General features: G+C 47.1%; 23 protein-coding genes. 12 read left to right on the top strand and 11 right to left on the bottom strand.

Going from position 1 to position 20,091, the window contains the following annotated elements; all coding sequences use genetic code 11:
- Nucleotides 1-48: 48 nt before the first annotated feature.
- From EKN16_RS20840 to infC, 4 genes are all read left to right on the top strand, one after another.
- Entirely contained in the window at nt 49-1,059 is a 1,011-nt protein-coding gene (locus EKN16_RS20840; protein WP_125661661.1) for a medium chain dehydrogenase/reductase family protein, read from the top strand.
- Between the two features lie 39 nt (nt 1,060-1,098).
- The gene (locus EKN16_RS20835) at nt 1,099-1,503 is read left to right on the top strand and encodes a MerR family transcriptional regulator (RefSeq protein WP_125661659.1); all 405 of its coding nucleotides are present in this window, start codon (nt 1,099-1,101) and stop codon (nt 1,501-1,503) included.
- Nucleotides 1,504-1,590: 87 nt separating this feature from the next.
- Entirely contained in the window at nt 1,591-2,496 is a 906-nt protein-coding gene (locus tag EKN16_RS20830; RefSeq protein ID WP_125661656.1) for an NAD-dependent epimerase/dehydratase family protein, read from the top strand.
- 1 nt (nt 2,497) lies between these two features.
- Nucleotides 2,498-2,983, top strand: coding sequence for a translation initiation factor IF-3 (gene infC, locus EKN16_RS20825; RefSeq protein ID WP_125661653.1), 486 nt, complete (start codon nt 2,498-2,500; stop codon nt 2,981-2,983).
- A gap of 147 nt (nt 2,984-3,130) precedes the next feature.
- Here infC and EKN16_RS20820 read toward each other — a convergent pair whose 3' ends face one another.
- The 5 genes from EKN16_RS20820 to EKN16_RS33140 form a co-directional block, all read right to left on the bottom strand.
- Nucleotides 3,131-3,328 (bottom strand): hypothetical protein, encoded by a 198-nt coding sequence (locus EKN16_RS20820; RefSeq protein WP_125661650.1) that lies wholly within the window; start codon nt 3,326-3,328, stop codon nt 3,131-3,133.
- 226 nt (nt 3,329-3,554) lie between these two features.
- Nucleotides 3,555-4,562, bottom strand: a complete 1,008-nt coding sequence (locus EKN16_RS20815; RefSeq protein ID WP_125661647.1) for a hypothetical protein — start codon at nt 4,560-4,562, stop codon at nt 3,555-3,557.
- Between the two features lie 22 nt (nt 4,563-4,584).
- Nucleotides 4,585-5,577, bottom strand: a complete 993-nt coding sequence (locus EKN16_RS20810; protein ID WP_125661644.1) for a cysteine peptidase family C39 domain-containing protein — start codon at nt 5,575-5,577, stop codon at nt 4,585-4,587.
- 5 nt (nt 5,578-5,582) lie between these two features.
- Nucleotides 5,583-6,491, bottom strand: coding sequence for a helix-turn-helix transcriptional regulator (locus EKN16_RS20805; protein ID WP_125661641.1), 909 nt, complete (start codon nt 6,489-6,491; stop codon nt 5,583-5,585).
- A gap of 150 nt (nt 6,492-6,641) precedes the next feature.
- Nucleotides 6,642-6,836 carry a hypothetical protein gene (locus EKN16_RS33140; protein ID WP_125661638.1) on the bottom strand — a complete coding sequence of 65 codons (195 nt, stop codon included), beginning with the start codon at nt 6,834-6,836 and terminating at the stop codon, nt 6,642-6,644.
- A gap of 221 nt (nt 6,837-7,057) precedes the next feature.
- Here EKN16_RS33140 and EKN16_RS20795 point away from each other — a divergent pair, with 221 nt between their 5' ends.
- Nucleotides 7,058-7,549, top strand: a complete 492-nt coding sequence (locus EKN16_RS20795; RefSeq protein ID WP_125661635.1) for a hypothetical protein — start codon at nt 7,058-7,060, stop codon at nt 7,547-7,549.
- 150 nt (nt 7,550-7,699) lie between these two features.
- Here the strand turns inward: EKN16_RS20795 and EKN16_RS20790 are convergent, their stop codons facing one another.
- The 6 genes from EKN16_RS20790 to EKN16_RS20765 all read right to left on the bottom strand — a co-directional run bounded on the left by EKN16_RS20790 (nt 7,700) and on the right by EKN16_RS20765 (nt 12,849).
- Nucleotides 7,700-8,527: a VOC family protein gene (locus tag EKN16_RS20790; protein WP_125661632.1), complete on the bottom strand. Its 828-nt coding sequence runs from the start codon at nt 8,525-8,527 to the stop codon at nt 7,700-7,702.
- 17 nt (nt 8,528-8,544) lie between these two features.
- Nucleotides 8,545-9,132 carry an NADPH-dependent FMN reductase gene (locus tag EKN16_RS20785; protein WP_375782031.1) on the bottom strand — a complete coding sequence of 196 codons (588 nt, stop codon included), beginning with the start codon at nt 9,130-9,132 and terminating at the stop codon, nt 8,545-8,547.
- 179 nt (nt 9,133-9,311) lie between these two features.
- Nucleotides 9,312-10,013 carry a response regulator gene (locus tag EKN16_RS20780; RefSeq protein WP_125661629.1) on the bottom strand — a complete coding sequence of 234 codons (702 nt, stop codon included), beginning with the start codon at nt 10,011-10,013 and terminating at the stop codon, nt 9,312-9,314.
- Between the two features lie 34 nt (nt 10,014-10,047).
- Nucleotides 10,048-11,712, bottom strand: a complete 1,665-nt coding sequence (locus EKN16_RS20775) for a GAF domain-containing sensor histidine kinase (protein ID WP_232015893.1) — start codon at nt 11,710-11,712, stop codon at nt 10,048-10,050.
- 215 nt (nt 11,713-11,927) lie between these two features.
- Nucleotides 11,928-12,614, bottom strand: a complete 687-nt coding sequence (locus EKN16_RS20770) for a PspA/IM30 family protein (RefSeq protein WP_125661623.1) — start codon at nt 12,612-12,614, stop codon at nt 11,928-11,930.
- 13 nt (nt 12,615-12,627) lie between these two features.
- On the bottom strand, nt 12,628-12,849 hold the full coding sequence (locus EKN16_RS20765; RefSeq protein ID WP_125661620.1) for a PspC domain-containing protein: 222 nt from the start codon (nt 12,847-12,849) through the stop codon (nt 12,628-12,630).
- A gap of 602 nt (nt 12,850-13,451) precedes the next feature.
- On the opposite strand from EKN16_RS20765, the gene EKN16_RS20760 reads away from it, so the two are divergent.
- The 7 genes from EKN16_RS20760 to EKN16_RS20730 all read left to right on the top strand — a co-directional run bounded on the left by EKN16_RS20760 (nt 13,452) and on the right by EKN16_RS20730 (nt 19,952).
- On the top strand, nt 13,452-14,015 hold the full coding sequence (locus EKN16_RS20760; protein WP_125661617.1) for a GNAT family N-acetyltransferase: 564 nt from the start codon (nt 13,452-13,454) through the stop codon (nt 14,013-14,015).
- A gap of 245 nt (nt 14,016-14,260) precedes the next feature.
- Nucleotides 14,261-14,677, top strand: coding sequence for a MarR family winged helix-turn-helix transcriptional regulator (locus EKN16_RS20755; RefSeq protein ID WP_125661614.1), 417 nt, complete (start codon nt 14,261-14,263; stop codon nt 14,675-14,677).
- Nucleotides 14,678-14,714: 37 nt separating this feature from the next.
- The gene (locus EKN16_RS20750) at nt 14,715-16,355 is read left to right on the top strand and encodes an MDR family MFS transporter (RefSeq protein ID WP_125661611.1); all 1,641 of its coding nucleotides are present in this window, start codon (nt 14,715-14,717) and stop codon (nt 16,353-16,355) included.
- A gap of 205 nt (nt 16,356-16,560) precedes the next feature.
- Nucleotides 16,561-17,508, top strand: a complete 948-nt coding sequence (locus tag EKN16_RS20745) for a helix-turn-helix transcriptional regulator (RefSeq protein ID WP_125661607.1) — start codon at nt 16,561-16,563, stop codon at nt 17,506-17,508.
- Between the two features lie 40 nt (nt 17,509-17,548).
- On the top strand, nt 17,549-18,433 hold the full coding sequence (locus EKN16_RS20740) for a hypothetical protein (RefSeq protein ID WP_125661604.1): 885 nt from the start codon (nt 17,549-17,551) through the stop codon (nt 18,431-18,433).
- A gap of 303 nt (nt 18,434-18,736) precedes the next feature.
- The gene (locus EKN16_RS20735; protein WP_125661601.1) at nt 18,737-19,324 is read left to right on the top strand and encodes a guanylate kinase; all 588 of its coding nucleotides are present in this window, start codon (nt 18,737-18,739) and stop codon (nt 19,322-19,324) included.
- A 226-nt stretch (nt 19,325-19,550) separates the two neighbouring features.
- The gene (locus EKN16_RS20730; RefSeq protein ID WP_125661598.1) at nt 19,551-19,952 is read left to right on the top strand and encodes a DUF4265 domain-containing protein; all 402 of its coding nucleotides are present in this window, start codon (nt 19,551-19,553) and stop codon (nt 19,950-19,952) included.
- Nucleotides 19,953-20,091: the final 139 nt, after the last annotated feature.

Below are 20,091 nucleotides of genomic sequence, written 5' to 3'. Positions count from 1 at the left end.
AGGATAAGAGCATCAAACATTTCGATCATTCTTGGAGGAGAGATGCTCATGTTAAACACACGTATCGTTGTTACCCAATATGGAGGACGGGAAGTTTTAGAAGCCATAGAAGAGCCCTTGCGCCAACCACAGCAGGACGAAATTCGAATCAAAGTCCAGAGCGCGGGCGTGGCTCTTGCTGATGTTATGAGAAGAGAAGGCGTCTATCCCCATTCGCCAAAGCCGCCTTTCACTCCTGGATACGATGCGGTTGGTCTTGTTGACGAGGTTGGAGCTGGAGTGACAGTCTACAGCATTGGCGATAGAGTCGGTGTCTTCTATGATGGTGTTGGCGGTTATGCAGCTTTCGTCTATGCGAAGGAAAAGGAAGTTTTCAAGGTTCCGACTGATGTTCGGGCTTCACGAGCAACTGCAGTCATCCTCAATTATGTAACGGCTTATCAACTGCTTCACCGACTCGCTAAGGTGAACGAAGGTGACTCCATCCTAGTTCATGGCGCGAGCGGCGGCGTGGGTACCGCTTTATTAGAGCTTGGAAGGCTGGCTTCCTTGCGGATGTTCGGTACTGCCTCCAAAGCCAAGCATGCTGTTGTTGCAGATTTCGGAGCGGTACCGATCGACTATCGCAATGAAGATTTTGTAGAAGTGCTGGCCGAGTGCGCTCCAGCGGGCATGGATGCTGTATTCGATCCAATCGGTGGTGACAATTGGTTACGATCTTTTCAAACGCTTAGTAGTCAAGGTAGATTCGTGGGTTACGGCTACACTTCTGTTCTTGGAGAATCGACAAGCGATGCTTGGGTTAAGGATTGGAGCGATTTACAAGCAGCCCAGACAACGTGCAGCGGCAATCCCGCATATCTTTATAGCATCACTGCTTTAAGGAAGGAACAACCGGAATGGTTCAAGGAAGATCTATCAGCCGTCTTTAGTTTGCTGCAGAAAGGTGCAATTAATCCGATCATTTCACATGAAATTCCACTTCTTGAGGCGGCTCGTGCACAACAATTGCTTGAACAATCCTCAGCAAGCGGTAAAATTGTCCTTGTAGGTGAATAAGAGTCTCATTAGTGGTGGGGTAAAGGGAGGCAGGCACGCATGTACTCCATTGGGGAAATGTCCAAACTAACGGGTATTACAGCTTTTACGCTCCGCTATTATGAGAAGGTAGGCGTTCTTCCACAGCCTAGCAGGCAGAACGGGGTACGTCGTTACGATGATCAAGATTTGCAATTTATCCGATTTATCCATGGATTGAAGGAAACGGGCATGGGGCTTGAGGACATCGCCGCATTCACGGAGGATGGCTGTCTGCTTCATCAAAGCAAAGTGGATGAGGATGAGCATGAGGGTATCCGTGAAGTGCTGCAGAAACGTTTGCTAATCCTCAATCAGCATATCGTCAAGTTGGAGCAGCACATGCGGCAGCTGGAGAAGGTGAAGGCAGTCGCACAGGAGAAGACGGCTTATTACTCATTAAGGCTTCAAGAACAGCAAGAATAGCAGGAACAGCAGGAATCGCAATATCATCGGTTTGGATGCATGCACGTCTCATTTACTGTAAGCTAATAGCTAGAGGAGTTGATATAGATGCAGCAGAAAAAGAAGGTGCTCGTGCTTGGCGGTACGAGGTTTTTTGGCAAGAAGCTGGTGGAGCGCTTGATCCAAGAGGAGGCAGACGTAACCGTCATAACGAGGGGTTCACTCCCTGAGTCCTTCGGTGATGCTGTGAAGCATCTTCAGGCTGATCGAACCGATTCGGAAGCTTTACGCCGTGTATTGGGAGTAGCTTCATTCGATCTTGTCTATGATAATATTTGCTATTCACCACAGAATGCCCAAGAAGCTGTGAAGCTTTTTGACGGTCGTGTAGGTACCTATATTGTCACCTCATCCGTCAGTGTGTATCCGTTTGGTGAGCCTCGCAAGGTGGAAGCGGATTTTGATCCGTACAGTTATTTGATTCCGGAAGTCACTCCGGAGGCGGTCGATTACGCAGAGGGAAAACGACTAGTTGAGACGGTATTACTGCAGCAGGCGTCTTTCCCAGTCGTGGCTGTTCGGTTCCCGATCGTACTCGGACATAGCGATTATACGCGGCGGCTGCATTTTCATGTGGAGCATGTCCAGCAGGGACTTCCGCTTGGTATACCAAGTCCGGATGTACAAATCTCCTTTATTGAGGCAGATGAAGCAGCGGATTTCTTGCTCTGGCTTGGTCGCTCGAGCTTGACCGGACCGGTGAATGCTTGTTCAGAAGGCGAGATATCGCCTCGAAGAATAGTGTCACTAATCGAGCAAGCGACAGGGAAAAAGTCAATCCTTGTGAAGGAAGCAGATGCAGCGAATCAGTCGCCATTCGGTATTCCAGAGCCATGGTACTTTGACACGACGAAGGCCCGATCGGCTGGTTTTAATTTTCAACAATTGAATGAATGGCTACCGCAATTAATTATAGATATAGCAGGGAATCAACATGTAAGGGAGAGTCAATAACTTGATCGTGAATGAGCAAATCAAAGCATCCGAAGTACAGTTAACGGGGTTAAACGGTGAGAATATGGGGATTGTACCGAGGGATGAGGCTTTGGCGCTAGCTAAGAAGCTGAAGGTGGACTTGGTATGTACCTCTTTAATGAGCAGTCCTCCACCCTGCAAGCTGATCAGCAGAGGAGCCGCTAAACAGAGCGCCATTGCAGAGAAGCGGGAGACAAGCAAGAAGGAACAGCCGATGAAGGTCAAGGAGATTCGGCTTACAACACATATTGAAGATCACGACTATGATACAAAGCTGCGGCAAAGCGAAAAGCTGTTATCTTCAGGCAATGCGGTGGAGCTAGTTGTCCGGATTCAGGGCAAAGAAGGGCCGAAGGCTAAGGAATTGTTGGAGCGGGCACTGAAGGATTTGGCAGCAGCCGGCAAGAAACAGACGGGCATCCAAGTAAGCGGGAAGCAAGCGGTCGTGCGTGTTCTTCCGCTTTAATCCATGTCGTTGAGGAAACTAATGGGGTACTCTTAAATTAAGGTTCTACTTAGCAGCAAACACAAAAAGTCACTCCCTTGAGCAGTCAGATTGCGTAAGGGAGTGACTTTTTGTGTCCCTGAACGATGTCAAATCGTTAACATACCTTTATTTGTACTTATTTTTCTTTTCTTGACCGTCGAAGGTATGCTGAACGTTCTCGACGATCTCAGCTACAGCATCACTAACCATATCTAGAGGGCCGGAATCTTCATGATTCTTCGGCGTATTTATTCCGGCTGCTGTATTTGAAGTTTTGTTATACATTTCATTAAATTCCTCATGATTATTAGATTGCTTTGTCATCTTCGTAGCCACCTTTGCTGGGATTAATGATTACTATCCCCTAATTTCCCCAATCCACCCTTTTAGAAACTATTCTAGTGAGGGAGGTCTTGAGTATTTGAGCAACATTGGTACGAAGTACCACAAGAGCATCCGTGTTTTAGTCTTTTCCATTGTAACGGAGGTTTTGAGTGTTTGAGCGACTTTGGTACGAAGTACCACGGGAGCACAAACACCAAAACCGGAGTCATCTTAGAGCAATATCATTAAACCGATTATCGACAGTTTCCCTCATGAGCCTCTTCATGTTTTGAATAGCCTCATCCTCAATAGCTAAAGCCTTATGAAAGAGAGCGATCAGTTGATTAACTAGCTTCGGCTCCTCAGTTGTCCCTTCATTACATCCAGCAGCAGCAGTATCAACGATTTGTTCATAGATTTGGTTCAGTTCCGCGTAACAGGCAGCAACCGATCTGCTTTGCGGCCATAATTGCTCCAGCTTTTGGGTATAGCAAGCAAGATCTCGTTTAGCGGCCGCATAGGTATCGATTACGCTCCAAATGCCTGTCTTATCGTAGCAGCCAGTCTCAAGAGCGTGAATAATGGCCGAATATGCACGTTTCCCACAAGCATACTCCCCTTCAGGCAGCATGAGATCATGCGTCTCCCACTTGTAGATGGCTTGCATGAAGGATTCTCGATAGATCTCACGCTCGTCAAGCTCTACCCGTTCCTCAACAATTTGATAATACCAATAAGGCGATAAATTGCGTCCGAATTGTTCGTAGGGCAGCTCTGCCTCATGCGCTTGTGGTCTATTAAAGCCGTCACCGGAATCCCTGCCATCCGAGTAGAACAGCACTTGTCTGGAATCGTCATACCCCGTAACAATGACAAATTGATCTTTCCAAGCGATAGCCCCAATACCTCTATCAATGGATCGTTTAATGTCATGAATGGCTCCTTTTTGATACAGAGGAAAGGTATGCTCGAATGAGAAACCAGCATGCTGTGCGGAAGTAATACCGATGAAGTCGGCAGCCAGGAAGTTCTCAGCCATCCAATTATAAGCCGTCGGCGATTCCGCGGTTATAAGTCGGTCTACAGTGAAACGGAAGCCAGTGACCGTCATGCCAGCAAGCATATATTTGGGAGCGGTGTATAGACCGCTATGTGACAAGATACCGTGCAGAGCATCTATATAGGATTTGGACGCTGACAGAAGTCGTAAGCCGACTAATCGTTGTATGCCCATAACCGTTCATGATCTCCTTTCATTATCTGGGTGAGTGTGAGCCCCACCTAGGAATAGTGGAGCGTTTGAGATCAGGGAAGCGAGAGGAGATAGCTTGGAATTGTGAAATAGCTTGATCCTCTAGGGATTGCGCTTCTTGTAAAAGGGTACATAACTCCGAAATGCGCATGCGATCGACTTGTCTATTGCCAGCAATGTTGGTGATACAACGGTTAATACCCGCGATGACGAGCAGAAGCTCATCGTACTGAGATGATGCTATCTTAAGTTCACTAAACGTCCCCTGCACCTCTCGCAAGTAACAGGCGATCTCTTCTCTGCTATACATGTACGAATCCAAAATATAAACAGCGCCGCCCTCATCGTACTCCCCTTGTTGGAGAGCCTGAATGAGGAAGGTATAGGCTAGCTTGCCTGAGCCGATATCGGTATTAGGCAGTGTCTTATGGGGCGTCACCCAATCTTGAATGGCTAACCGCAGCGATTCGAGCACCTGATATTCAAAGTCGAGTATCACCTTGTCCCGGAAGGTCTGCCAATACCAAAACGGTGTGAAATTCAAACCGAAATTGTCATAGAGGACAATTTTGCGCTCCTCAGACCAACCATCTTGGACATAGAAGATAGAATCCTCGTCATCATACCCTTGAATAACTCCAAACTCTGGAAGCCAATAGATGACGCCGACTCCTTGATCGATGGATTGCTTCACCGCTTTAATCGCTTCTTGCTGGTAGTAGGAAAAGGTAGGATGTCTGGTTCGTCCACCATCCCATTCCGTATAGAGACCCAAGTTGGCAATAGCGGGACCATGCTCGTCACCCCACTGTCCGTAAGCAGTAACGGATAGGTGCAGCAGCTGTTCGTGTACCGCGAACTTAAACGCCATACCGCTTAAGCCGGAGAGCATGTATTTGGGGCCGCTGAATAAATCAGCTGCTGTCAGTATGACATATAAGCTATCGATATAAGACTTCGATTCGCGCTTCATATGAATCTCTTCTAGTAAGGGCATGCCTGTTACTCTCCTTTATCTAGCCGACCTTGCATGCTTTGGCAACGACTGCCTAGCTTTTCTCGAAGCCACTTCGGAGAAATCAACGCCTCCCAGTTGGAGATGAACAAATGCTGTAGGAAGGCTTCCGTATCGTGAAATGCAATCGTATAGATCAAATCTTGCCGATCTTGAATGCGATAACCATGCCAAGATTCGCTATTTACATGCTGAGACAGCCGGACTTTAGCCGAAAATGGTTTTCGAATTGGACCGGATCCATCTGTCAATTGAGGGGTGTCATCGGATGATAGCTCGTAGTGCTCCGTGCTAACGATCAGATTTGTTATGCAGTCCAGCCTGAAGCTGCGAACTTTGTTTTGCTGCTCGGAGACCGCCTCCAGATAGTCACTGTTATACTTGGATAACAGCTTGATCGGATAAACCCTCAACAGCGTTTCTTCCTCAGCTTGATCCTTGTAGGTAATCGTGACCACAAACTGATGTTTGATGGTGTAGGAGAGAAGCTCTACGTTCTGGATGAGCTCAGGGCTTGCTTCAAAGATGGGAAGCCTTTTATCCAGATCGATTCCTTCTTCATCCGTAAATCGGTCAAGTAGATGAGCGATGCGATTCACCGCGGTGGCATTATCGTAATTGTACTGGCGGTACCGATAAGCCAGATATTTGAGGATTTTCTTCTCCTCTTCGGTCATATAAAGATGCGGGAGCGCATACATTTTATCCTCGTAGCAATAGCCTCGACGTTTCGCTACATAAAGCAAGGGAGCCCGGAGAGAGAAGGTCAGGTATTCAATGTCACGCTGGGCTTGTCGTTTGGATACCTCGAATTGCTGTGCAAGCTGCGTGCTATTGGGGTATTTGCCCTGCCTAACCTGATCATCGAACCACTGGATGCGATGCCTATTGCTCAAGCGAGTACCCCCTTTCCCTGCCATAGCAATTGATTGTGCTGCTTGTTCTATTACATCACTGGGGTGATGAAGTGACAAGTCATTTCTTAACTACACGTCTGCCGCTGCCATTAAAGCGCCCGCCCCCAAAGAGCGGGAACGGGCGAGGTCTTAGAGGGCGGGAATGGCGGCATCTACTCTTGGCTGCGCTGCAGGAATGCATCGTTTGCACACTTTGATCGTAGTTCCATCGGATTTGGCCCGTGAGTAGAGCAGTTTAATCCGCTTTGTACTGCAGACCGGGCATGTGCCCCGGCCGCGTGATGGAAGGCTCCATAGAATGCGGCCTCGTTTTGTTTTTGCCATGATTTGTGATCCTCATTTCATACTTTCTAGAGTTGCCCCCTCATTATAAAACAGATGGTACGACATAAAATGTCGCATCACTCTCGGATTTGAATTTTATTTATGATGGAATTCGATGGCATGTTCAGCAAGTTAAGCAAGTTATCGATGCTCGAGCTTGGTTTAGCCAGGGGTATATGTTATAATCATCAGCAAAAATGAACCGTGGTCAGGAGGCCTTTATGCTCAGTTTTGAACAGAAACTTACGATCTTGGAGTCCTTTCCTGAATTACAGCGCAAGGATGTCTCTTTGGGTCGCGTCAACTATCAATATGAAGAGAGTCTTTACGAGAAGAAAAATGTTGCCTTTCATCTGCATCCCAATGGCAATGGATACCTCTATGCAGGCCAGCTCAGAGGCTATGCAACGGATGATAAAGGTTTCGTAAATGTTCGCGAATATGACGAAGCCGCATTTCGTGAGCTTGTTGAAGCATCCATTCGCTCGCTTTCATTCCGGGCGCCGGAACCAGCAGCCAAGAAGGGCAAGTCATCAACACCGCCTGGAGAGGTGCGTACCTCGGAATGGATCGGCGCGAATAAACAACTGCTGACGCTCAAGCATGAGGAAGATCTGTGGTACGTGTATACGGGCGCGAGCTTGGAGATGGTATTGGAAACCTATGAGGAAGCTGAGCAGTATTTGCAAGAAGAAGGCTTCTCTTTGCTATAGTGTCAGGTACCAGTTAGTGGAGCTTCAAACAAAAAAAGAAACGGATCGGCTGCTTGCACAGCTGATCCGTTTCTTTTATTGTGCAGCCTCTTTTTGCATAATCAAGGACAGCCACTGGCTAATCGTTACAACCGATTTCATTGATGCGTCTCAAATAGGGCTTTTATCATAAGCAGCACTTCCTTTAGCCACAGATAACGGAAGGCCCAGCAAAACTGGTATCTGTGCATCAAAGTTTGCAGCGACGACTAGACGAATACTGTAACCGTATTGGCGGAAGTGAAGCTCCTCGTCAGACTCGAATAGAATAGACTGTTCCTCCACATGAGAGCGGACCTGCCTAATGAAACTCGCATCCGTTACACCAAAGCTTATCGTTCCTCTTGGAGGCAGTGCGCGCATGGCAATGGGAATCCACCTTCTTGAGGTCGAGCTTACAATAGCATGTGCAGTTCCGCCAATGACGAAGTTGAAGATATCCGATTCCTCACGGGTTTTCATCTGCAGAACATGCTTAAACCATTCGCGAAGCTGGATCACATGATCTGCTGGAAACCCTACCTCCCGCAAGTACATAATCTTGGATGCGCCAAAGGGGGGAAGCACGCCCTCCGTGATATAGGAATGAGAGATAAGCTCAAGTAGGTTACCGTCCCCATCTCGAAAATAAATATTTCTCCCCTTCTCGAACTCGTCGACTTCTCTGCCGTCCGGCCATTGCAGGAGAGGAATCCCTGAATCCCGAATAAAGGCTGCACTTTCGTCAAAGGTCGAATGAGGCACTTCAAAGGCAATATGGGCCGGCGACAACGGTTCGCTAACCTCTAGGAATGAAAGGGTAAAATGGGCAGTCGGCTGGAATCGAATTTCCTCATCTGTCTCATAGATGACGGGAAAACCAAGCTTCTGCTGGTAGATCTGTTTGACACCTTGGATGGACACGGTATGGAGCTGCAATTGGGCATAATGAGTGATCATTTGCTGTGCCCTCCTTTTTATGAAGAAATTGATCCTGCTGCGTGAGATTCTCTACGGACCAACTGCGTAAGGTCAAGGAAAGAGCCGATGACGCGGTGAATGCGATCATTGATATCTTGGCCGATCTCGTAGCCATCCTGCCCCTCGGTTTCAAACCATTTGCGCTGGGCGCCTCCAATGGATAACCATTCGGGGGAGTTGATGCCATGCAGGTTGCGAACGATAGCCTGCAGCTGCGTAAGGGAGCTGACACCGACAGCGCCGCCGGAAGAGCTGACCGACAAGACCGCTTTGTTGTTGAAATGCTCTTGTCCCAAATGGTCGAGAGCATTCTTCAAGACGCCGCTTATGCTGCCGTGATATTCAGGTGTAACGAGAACGATACCGTCCGCTTGGACGAGAGATTTTTTTAGCACTTGTAATTCAACATGCTCTTGGTGATATTCATCTGGGGAGTAGAAGGGAAGAGGTGAGCGGTAGAGGTCGAACAAGGTGACGCTATGCCCCTTTTGCCCCATAAGACGCTCTGAATATCCGGCTAGTCTTGTGCTGGTGGAGGATTTGCGGTTGCTGCCTGCAATAATGACAATGTTCATCTTTACCATTCCCTTTCGGTCTGCTTTATTCTCTTTTCTTATTGTTTATTTTAGAGGATAAAGGTTGTCCTAGCGTCAGTAAGAAGGATGAAAAGGGGAATAAAAAAAGTTCAACCAAAGGCTGAACTTTACTACAAATTTACTACAACTTTAGTCTGAGAAAGGGAGGAGGCGGCAATAGGCGGCAATTACCCAAGTCCATGTTTCACAGCGTATAGCGCTGCCTGCGTCCGATCAACCAGACCGAGCTTGTCGAGCAGATGGCTGACATGAGTTTTGACCGTCTTCTCTGTAATATGAAGGGTGCTGCCGATCTCTTTGTTGCTCATCCCGCGTGCGATAAGTCCGAGTACTTCTTGCTCCCTTCTCGTCAGGTACCGCAGCAAGGAGCTATCTGCCGCAGCGGTACCTACCATAGAAGCAGAAAGGCTTTCGCTCGGAGCTATATCTGTCGATGCCTCATGGCTTGTAGTTGCCAGCATATTCATTAATTGTGCAGCGGCCTCTGGATGCAGCTCGACTTGTCCTTGACGAACACGTCTGATGGCATTCACCAGCTCCTCAGGCTCGATATCCTTGAGCAAGTAGCCTCTTGCTCCAGCACGAATGGCAGGCAGAACATGGTCTTGATCGGAGAACGAAGTAAGCACGATCACTTTAACATCCGGGTGTGTCAGCTTGAGCTGCTTCGTCGTCTCGATGCCATTAAGAATAGGCATATTCAGATCCATTAAGATGACATCGGGCTGGAGAGCAGTCGCTTGATCCAATGCTTCTTGACCGTTAGCGGCTTCACCGACTAATTCAATATCAGACTGAGTAGCTAAAAACACCTGAAGTCCTCTTCGCACCATGGCATGATCGTCTGCTAGGAGTAATCGAATGGTCATGGGTCAATCACCTCGTCTTTGCATCTATCATTTATTAGGGAGTCAGCGGGATGAAGACCTCGATTGTTGTCCCGTTTCGGTACTTGCTCGTTAAGGTAAACTGGCCGCCTAGCGCTTCGGTACGCTCTTTCATAGTGGCTAGTCCAAGTGAGATAGAAGCTGCAGCAAGACGCTGCTTTTTCGTAATCCCAATGCCCTTATCGGAAATACGCAGTACGGCTGTCATACTGTTCAACACCAGCGTCACGGCTGCCTCTGAGGTCCCAGCATGCTTAAGTACGTTATTCAGCGCTTCTTGTCCGATTCGCCAAAGTGCCTCTACCACGGGACGGGGCAGCTCGCGAATGCCAGCGGCCTGTGTGTGGACCTGCAGTCCGAGCTTGTTGCCATAATTCTGAAGCGCGCTTAGCAGCCCAGCTTCCAATCCAGCGGGACGAAGCTGCATTATGAGCGTTCGCATTTCTTTCTGGGCATCCTGTGATAAGGACTGGATATCGCGAATTGAAGCTAGTGCCTTATCCTGCTGGTTGTCTGCTAGCAGGCTCTCGACACCTTTGGCCGTCATCGATAGCGAGAATAGCATTTGGCTGACGGAGTCGTGCAGGTCTCTAGCTAGACGATTACGCTCTTCAACAAGTGCAAGCTCACGTCGGTTCCTCTCCAGCAGCGAGCTGTCGATTGCGAGAGCTACATGCTCCGCAAGCGCCTCAATCACTTCTCTGTTCTCTCTGCTGCTTGACTTGTCCGCTTGATCATAGCCAATAAGGAGGATACCTCCTGATGCGTTGACGAGCGGAATGGATACGGCTGCAGCAGCTAGTAATGACGAAGGCAGCAGCATCCGTATGCCTTCCAATTCAGATAGCTGAGCGACCTCCTCGTTGGATGCAGCTGCAGGATGGCCTTCCCGAGAAACCTCTCGAATCCAGTGCTTATCCGGAAAGCGCAGTCTGCTATTGGGCGTCTCCGTCCGATCATTACCATGGACAGCCCGGAGGATGTAGTTTCCATTCGGTGAAGCTTGAATTAGAGCTGCAAAAGGCCAATCAAGATGCTCTTTAATTAGCGTTACGATGAGAGCTGACAATGCTTCTGTCTCCATTGCAGCACCCGTAGCTGCTCCAAGTGCTCGGCTGAATTGACCAAGCCGGGCGAATTGCTCAGCACGCAGCTGCTCCGCGGTATACAGTCGCATACGCTCAATGGCGCTGCCGATTTGGAAGGCGACAGCCTGCAGCAGGGCAAGCTCCTCCTCGGAGAAATGCGACTTGCCAGGCGCCGCTACATTCAGCAGCCCGAACTGTCGATCTCCAGAGCCAAGCGGTACAGTAGCATGATGAGTAATACCATTTGTATCTCCCCAGTTATACTCCACGGCGTTCTCAAGTCTTTTGCAATGTAAAATATTAACGGCGTTATTGAGCCGACGATCCCAGTAACGATCCATACACCAGCATGATTCGCAGCGCATAGGCAGCTTGTCCTTATGTAATAGACCGGGAGGTAGATTGTAATCAGCTACGCACTCATATTGTAAGTAACCGTCGATGATATAAACCCAGCCCGCTGATAACCCTGTAAGCTCCAACAGCTTTTCCAGAACGGTATTCAGCATCACGGGCAGATCATTCGATTGATTTAATGTCTCCGCAATCGTCTTGAGCGTAAATAGCTCCTTTACGCGAGGATCCTCTGTCACAAGTCTCACCCCTTTGTCTAATAGGTTCGTGAAGAAGAGCAGGATATCCTTCATGCTGGGGGATATTGTACCGTCGTATGGGAATGGCTGGACCGAGTGATGGAACCGTAGAGGTAACATTAACGGAACCTATAACCTAATTAACAACAAACAAGCCTGCTGACCTATGGGTCAAAGCAGGCTTGTTTGTTTAGTTTACGAACACTACTATGAATTTACTCCGTAGGAAGCTTCTTGCGCAGGAGCTCCATTTGTTGATCGATGATAGAATCCTTCTCCGGGTGAGCGGGGTATGCTGCAGTTGTGCTTGCATCCGTATAGGGGGAGTAAGGCTGTCTCTTCACATCCAAATGAGCTTCCCATTGCAAAATCTTCTCTTCCATGCGCTGGAACCCGCGTGAGGCTGAACCGCCTTCAGGAAAGCTATGGCTAAAGCTTGGCATCGCACTCTGTGCTTTGGCAGCTGCTTGCTGAACGCGAGCCGCGAGGTCATCACGTTTTTTCTGCATAACGACTAGCTCTGCTTTGGCTTCTTCCAGACGTTTAGCAAGCAGAGGAATCTGGAAATTCACTTGCTCAAGAGAATGGGTATACGCTTGAGACTTCTGTGTATAGTAGAGCTTAGAATTAAGTAAATCGCGGGCTTGTGATTCATTGCCAGCAGTCAGAGCTTCAAGCGCTTTGTTCTCGCTTATCTCAGCTAGTTTGGCTGATTCATCGGCTTGCTGTTGTAGAACTCTAGCCATTGCTTCTTGCTTCTGAAGCTCCTGCTGCACGTTCTCAATCTCAGCTTGGGCTTCACGGACATAATGATTCATCATCATCGTTGGATCTTCAAGCTTATCAAGCAATTCTCCGGTAGCTGCTCTAGTTAACTGAATCAATCTTGTAATTACACTCATTGTTAGTCACTCCTTAGAATTTGTGTAGGTTGTTTGTGTAGAGCACCTCGTAAGGTGCTTTGGGAACGATCATACTGGATAGGATGTAGAGTAAGAACGTGGTCCCAAAGCTGAAGCATGCAGATGCGATGAGCACGAGTCTGACGATGGTGGTATCTACCCCCAACCATTCCCCGATTCCGGCAGATAACCCGGTCAGCTTGCGATCCATGGTCGAACGGTAAAGTTTTTTCATTATTATTTAATCTCCTCTCGTTTATTTAGGTTACATTCCGTAAGCGATAACCTAAGTTTATAGTATGGGCGGTAGCGGGAGAACCGTCCTGCGACGGTTTCTAGTGCTGGCCTTAAGACGGGGGTAGCATACGTCTCAAGGCGGCTAAGAGGGGAATTCGACCCCTTTTTTATAGCTCAACACCAAAACTAGTGGTTGATGACGAAGGTAATCAGATGCACGTGGTTTGACCGTCGCCGTGTGACCAAGCACCACACGCCAGGAGTCGCGTGCGGTGCGGAAAAAGCGGACAGGAGAGCTCTTATTTTAGTCCAATCGCTGCATGCAGCTGGATTAAAGGACAGAGAAGACGCTATTCTCCACAAATCATCTGAAATCAGCTGCATTTTAGTTGATAGCGGAACCTGTGTCCGCTGAACTTGTTTAAGTCGTGTTTGGATCTGAATAACGGTTCCACAGTCCGCTTAGCAAGCAAGATTAACGGGAAAAGTTCCTGTAAAAGGGGATGCTTTCGTAGAATGAACCCGAGTCGTGCTTGTGAATATTAAACGAACTCGGTATCATGAACGGAATATCATATACATAGAAGGAGAACAAACACTATGATTCGAACAGCCACAAAGGAAGATGCAGCACAGGTTATGCCACTAATGTTGGATGCCATTGGGTCTATCGCTTTATTGCTTGCAGGAACGCTCGACGAGAAGGAAGCGATGATTCGGCTTGAGGCGTTCTATATGCAATCAGGGAATAGGATCAGCTATGAGAATGTACTCGTCGAGGAGCGTGAAGGTCAGGTTGTCGGTATGCTTATCGCTTATCCTGGCGATGGAGCAGAGAAATTGGACGAGCCTTTCCTGACGAGCATTCAGAATGAGAAGGGTGCTAGTGAGGAGACTATCATTGTTACTGAGGCAAGGCCTGGTGAATATTATTATGATGCAATTGCCGTTAATGAAGCATTCCGTGGTCAGGGTATCGCGCAATTGCTTATGCAATCCGGAGAAGAAATTGCAGCTGCTGCAGGTTACTCTAAAGTAGGACTTATCGTCGAAGCTTATAATGAAGGGGCTTACGCATTATATAAGAAGAAAGGGTTTGAAGAGGATGGCGAATTGCAAATTGGAGACAATAGCTATCGTAGGATGGTCAAGCCGATCAAGTAACGAATAAGAAATACATGTAAAACGTCCTAATGACGTCCTCTGATGGAGAAAATGCGCTGTTTTTAAGCGAATTTCGAATCAGAGGGCGTCTTTTGTTACTTGACTACTTTATTTAAAAAACATATAGTAATAAATACTTTACTAATAACTATTTTAGTATTAAAATAAATTCCGCAGTGACTCCCTCGAAGAATGAGGTATTAGGTAAGAAAGCTTTTCTTCGGAAGACTTTAGGAGGAATAGATATGGCGTACAATGTAGAGCTTATCAGTCTGGCGGGCCTATTCCGAACGTTGTTGAAGAGTATGAAGCAAGAGTGGAATAAGCATGGAACATACAGCTTGTCCTTCACGCAGTTCAAAGTCCTCTTCAAATTACAGGCAGAAGGAGCTCAGAAGGTATCTGAGCTTGCGGAAGCGATGGGAATGACACCTGGAGCAATAACGGGCATAGCAGATAAATTGATTGCAGAGGGCTATATTAAACGTTCAAGAGCGGAGGATGATCGCAGGGTAGTATACATTGAATTAACCGACAAAGGTGAACGTATGCTTAAGCAGCTGCTTATCAGTCAAGCTGAAACGATGTCGACATTCTTTGATAAGCTGCCGGATGAGGATATTGCGCATTTGACCCGCATTTTTAAAAGGATGCTTGAATAATAACGAATTAAAATGAAAAGAGGAGAAGAGTTAATTTATGGAACATTTAACAAGTAAACGAAAGCTCACCATTATGATTGCCATCATGTTCGCTATGTTTTTCTCGGCGATCAACCAAACTATTGTCAGTACGGCAATGCCGCGAATTATCGCCCAGCTTGGCGGAATGGACTTATATACGTGGGCAATTACCATTTATATGCTGACCTCTACGATCGCAACGGTGCTTGTAGGAAGGCTCTCCGATATTTATGGGCGTAAGCCATTCATCCTCGCCGGTATCGTATTTTTCATAATAGGTGCGTTCCTGTCCGGAACTGCAAACGATATTTATCAGATGATTACTTATCGTGGTATACAGGGGATTGGTGCTGGTATTATTATGGCGACCGCCTTCACCGCAGTTGGTGACTTATACCCACCTCGTGAACGGGGAAAATGGACGGGTATTATGACAGCTGTTTTTGGCTTCTCCAGCGTTATCGGACCGACGCTAGGCGGTTATATCGTTGATCATATGGATTGGAAATGGGTATTTTGGATCTTCTTGCCGCTTGGTGTTGTTGCGTTCATCATGATCATGACGCTGTTCCCGAAAGTGGAGCGTAAGCAAGGGCAATCCATTGACTATGTGGGCTCGCTTCTACTAACAACAACAATCGTACCCTTACTGCTCGCCTTTACGTGGGCCGGTTCCAAATATGAATGGGTTTCAGGTCAGATTCTTGGCTTATTCACAGTAACGCTCGTATCACTTATTCTGTTCTTGATCGTCGAGAGCAAGGTGAAAACGCCTGTCCTGCCGCTGCATTTATTTAAAAATGGTGTTGTAACCCTTTCAAACATCATCGGTTTTCTGATGAACTTCGGTATGATGGGTGCGCTTATCTATCTTTCGTTCTTCGTTCAGGGAGTATTGGCCATTTCGCCAACTCACGCTGGATATGTAACGATGCCAATGTCCATTGGAATGGTGCTTACAAGCGCCATCGGTGGTCAGATTATTAGTAGAACTGGAAAATACAAACGCTTTGCTTTGATTGGTATGCCAATCATGGTTGCGGGTATGATAATCATGATCTTCATGAATAGTGTTTGGCTGGCAGTATTAGCTATGATCGTGTTTGGTTTAGGACTTGGACTTGGTATGCCGGTATTCTCTCTGACTGTTCAGAATGCGGTACCTCATAAAGAGCTTGGTGCTGCAACGGCATCGCTTCAACTATTCCGTAACTTGGGTGGTACGATTGGGATTGCAGTTATGGGTACGGTTCTAGCATCCAGTCTGAAAAGTAATTTGACTAAACTGGCTAAGTCCGGTGAAGGTGCCGATCTATCGAAGCTGGATCCTGCTACTGCGAAGCAATTCGCCCAATTCGCGAATCCGCAAATGCTTACGAATCAGCCTGCACTTGAAAAGCTTCACCAAAGCCTTCCGGCAGATCTGCAGCCAGTCTTCACCAAAACCATTACTTTACTACGTGATGCATTGAGTGAGTCGCTGTCCACAGTGTTCTTGACTGGAACCTTGATCTTAGTCGCAGCTCTAATCTTAACCTTCTTCATCAAAGAAATACCGCTTCGGACATCGAATGCAGCAGCTGTTCCAGAAACAGGGGCCAAAGATACTAAAGGTTCTGATCTTCTGAGTAAGAAGCTGGTTGGCCAAGGGGAATAATCATTGCCTGCTAATGAATGTCTTTGACTGCAAAACAAAAGGAGCCGCAATCGTGAACTGCGGCTCCTTTATTGTGTCTAGGGTTCATTTTGAAACAGGATAGAGCGTCTTTTCTCCGAATTAATGAAGGATAAGAATAATTGATGACATCCTTGTTGTCACTAATTGGTTGCTATACTAGGTTAAGAAGACGGGGGTCAAGCACTTGAAGAGAATAGATCGGCTGATGGCCATCCTTATTGCCCTACAGCAAGGCTCGGAAACTGCCCAAATGCTAGCTAGCAAATTAGAGGTATCCAAAAGAACCATTCTTCGGGACATGCAGTCTCTCTCTGAGATGGGGATTCCCTTGTATGCGATACCTGGTCCGACCGGTGGCTTTCGGCTGATGGAAGGCTTCCAATTACCCCCTCTGCAGCTGAATGCACAGGAAGCTCTCACCGCTATATTCGCGCTCCGAGCAATTACTCGAATAACAGATACCCCCTTTAATCAAGCGAAATGGACGGTGATGGATAAAATAAAAGCGGTTCTGCCTGAACCCATCTTGAAGCAGATTGAACCGATGCTGGCCCATGTGGAGGTTGAGGTTCCGGAGCGCAAGGTGAGGACGCCGCATCTAGATGTGATGCTGGCTTACACCTCAAATGCCCAGTGGCTTCAGGTTCTCTATCGCTCAGAAAATCATCACCGATGGCTGGAGCTGCTGCCCCAAAGAATCTATACCGCACATGGCTTCTGGTATTGTGAGGCCTACTCGGTCACACATGAGGAGGGAAGAACCTTTCGCGTGGATCGTTTTGAGCAGATTGAAGTGATCGCAAAGCCGGAAGGGAAATTGCGAAATCTATCATCGGATAAAGGCGGACAGCCAAAGGAGCAGACACCGCCAGATATTCGAATCTTGGCCAAGCTCACTTACAGGGGAGCACTGCTGGCCGAACAGGATTATCATTCTGGAGAGGCTGTTAAACAGTTATCGGACGATGAATGGGAGCTTGATTTCATGTGCCCGACATCGGAGTGGGCCTGGGCGATACGCTTTTTCTATACGCTCGGAATGGATGCCAAGGTAATCTCTCCCGAATCGCTGAGAGAGGAGATCTATCAGCTGGCGGAGCAAGTAAGAAGTCAGTACAAGTCCATTGAATAGTTAGGCTGGTTAAATAAAACCTTTAAGGAGCTGAAGCGAAATGGGAGAAAAAAGGATAATAGATCGCGCGAAGCTGTTTATTTATGAACATGCGAGATTACTGGATCGGAAGAGATATGAGTATCATTTTGAGGGGGGCTCCAAGGGAGCAGTCATTGAAGCGTTAAGAGCTTATCAGAATTCGGATGGTGGTTTCGGTAACGGACTTGAGCCCGACCTGCGCGGCCCGCATAGTCACCCGATTCCAACAGAAATGGCGCTTTCGCTTATGGAAGAGTTGAATAGTTACGATGTACAGATTCTTGAAGGGATAAATAGTTATCTTCGCGAGCACACCTTGAGTGAGGGAGGAGTCCCATTCTCGCTAAGAAGTGTTAACGATTACCCGCATGCCCCATGGTGGACGGCAGAAGAAGATAGCCAACCGTCGATTAATCCCACAGGGAGAATGTTAGGTTTGCTGTACAAGCAGCAGACGCGCCCTGAGATTGTTCAAGAAGAGTACTTTATAAGAAGTGTGGCATATGTTTGGCGGTATATGGAGCAAGAGAGGCCAGTTGGCTACCATGATGGGATTCACGCTCTTGCATTCCTGCAGCTTACGCCAGAGAGGGAGCGGGCAAGCCAATATCAGCCGATAATGGATCAATGGCTAAGCAGGCCAGATACGATGGAGAGAAATCCCCGGGCGGAAGGCTATGTTCACAAATTGCTCGATTGGGCTCCATTGCCTGAGAGTTATGCACGCAAATTCATTACGGATGAGGAGCTGGAGGAGCATTTGCAAGTCCTCATCACCCAGCAGCAAGAGGACGGTGGATGGGCAATTGCTTGGCCGCCAGTCAGTCCGGCAGGGGAACAGGAATGGCGTGGATTGATTACAGTGGAGAGACTTCTCACCTTGAAGGCATATGGCAGGCTGTAGTATTGTCATGGGGATAGGTGATCGCTATTTATCTGAATGGAAAGAAATACTTTGTAAATTGAAGCATATAGTAGAATGAGACAGAAATATTAATTTTTTCACATGAAACTACAGGATTATTGCTGGTTTTCACTATATTAGCTATAATTAGATCATCATCTATGTGGGATTAAGAATCGGTATTATCCAGCATAGTCGTGCCAGAACGAAAGTGTTTGCTTCCATAACTAGTTTTTACTCGAAGGTATCTAATCCGTACTTTTAGGCGCTAGCCGCGTAAAAAACTTTTAGGAGGTAATGGGTATGGGCGAGCTGAAGGAACGAGAGCTGATTTTCGTATTTACGGGTCCCGATGGCTCTGGACGTAAGTCGGTGGCGGATAGTGTCGGGACGACTCTAGGTCTGACCAAGGTGTTGTCGTATGCGACACGTAAGCCAAGACCAGGTGAAGTAAACGGTCAGGATTATCATTTCATCACTCCCGAACTCTATGGTCAGCTTGATGATGAAGGCGGTTTTATTGAAAATGTCACCATTAATCACATTCGTTATGGCCTTCGCGACAAGGATATAGAGCGGAGCTTCCAGCACAACGGGTGCATCTATCTCATTCTCGATCCAGAAGGCGCGGAGATTCTAAAACGAACCTATGGGGACCATGTGATCCGAATTTTTATTTATGCCGACCGCAATACGGTTGAACAGCGTCAGCGTGATGAAGGACAGCTTGAGGATGTTATCGCAGCGCGACTTAGTCATTACGAAGCGGATATCGCGTATCAGTCCCAGTGCGAGCACGCTTTTGAGAACTATGATTTGGCACATACCGTGTTTGACATAACGAATACGTTAGAAGGTTATCTAGAGCGGAATTTGGTAGAAAGAGACTAAGATGATCTAAGAAGGAGCACGCTCCTCGGTAGGATTTAGCACGGAAACAGGGTAACACAATAGGTAAGAGAACAGGTGAAGAATGACCACTGGATGATATCTGATATCTGGTGGTTTTTTTCGTTTGTTTGTTTTCTTTATTGAGCGAAGAAGCCCTTTCATCAATCGGGTGGAGTGTATAAAATGAAAAGAGATCATGATTGATGATCAATAAAGGTAAAAGCGGGTGAATACCATTCAAGAAATGATTCCGATGCAGCTATGTTTTGATGGAATGGGTCGAGAAATAGAAATCCTTGATGTGACACAGATTGACGTGGATACGGTTCGCATGGAGGAGAATCCTATATTCACAGATCGGGTCTCATTTGGAGATATTATAAAAGTTAGGGAAGATAAGGACACCTATCATTATATAGAAACGCTGAAGAAATCAAAGCTAGCGCGATACACTTGGTTACTGACTAAGGAAGCATCTGAATCCCAAGCCTTAATGGAGTTAAAGAATCAAGTAATGAGAATGAACGGTAACTTCCAGCAAGTTTTTGGCGGGTTAGTCATCATCAATGTTCCGGTAGATAGTGAATTTAATGTAGAAGAAGCCATTAATAATATCGTTGAGAGGTAATGCGGAGGATACTGTTCTCATAAGAATAGAATAGAAACAAAGCAGTCATTTATGGTAAAATGTTCCTTACACTGTTGACTACTTGAAATGAATGAGGTTTCCAACTCGTAAACAGATGAATCCAGCCTTGCAAAAGCGG

The sequence above is a fragment of the Paenibacillus baekrokdamisoli genome (assembly GCF_003945345.1).
GTDB classification, from domain to species: domain Bacteria; phylum Bacillota; class Bacilli; order Paenibacillales; family Paenibacillaceae; genus Paenibacillus_Z; species Paenibacillus_Z baekrokdamisoli.
The sequence above is the reverse complement of the archived record's forward strand: the minus strand, read 5'-3'. Positions and strand labels throughout refer to the sequence as shown.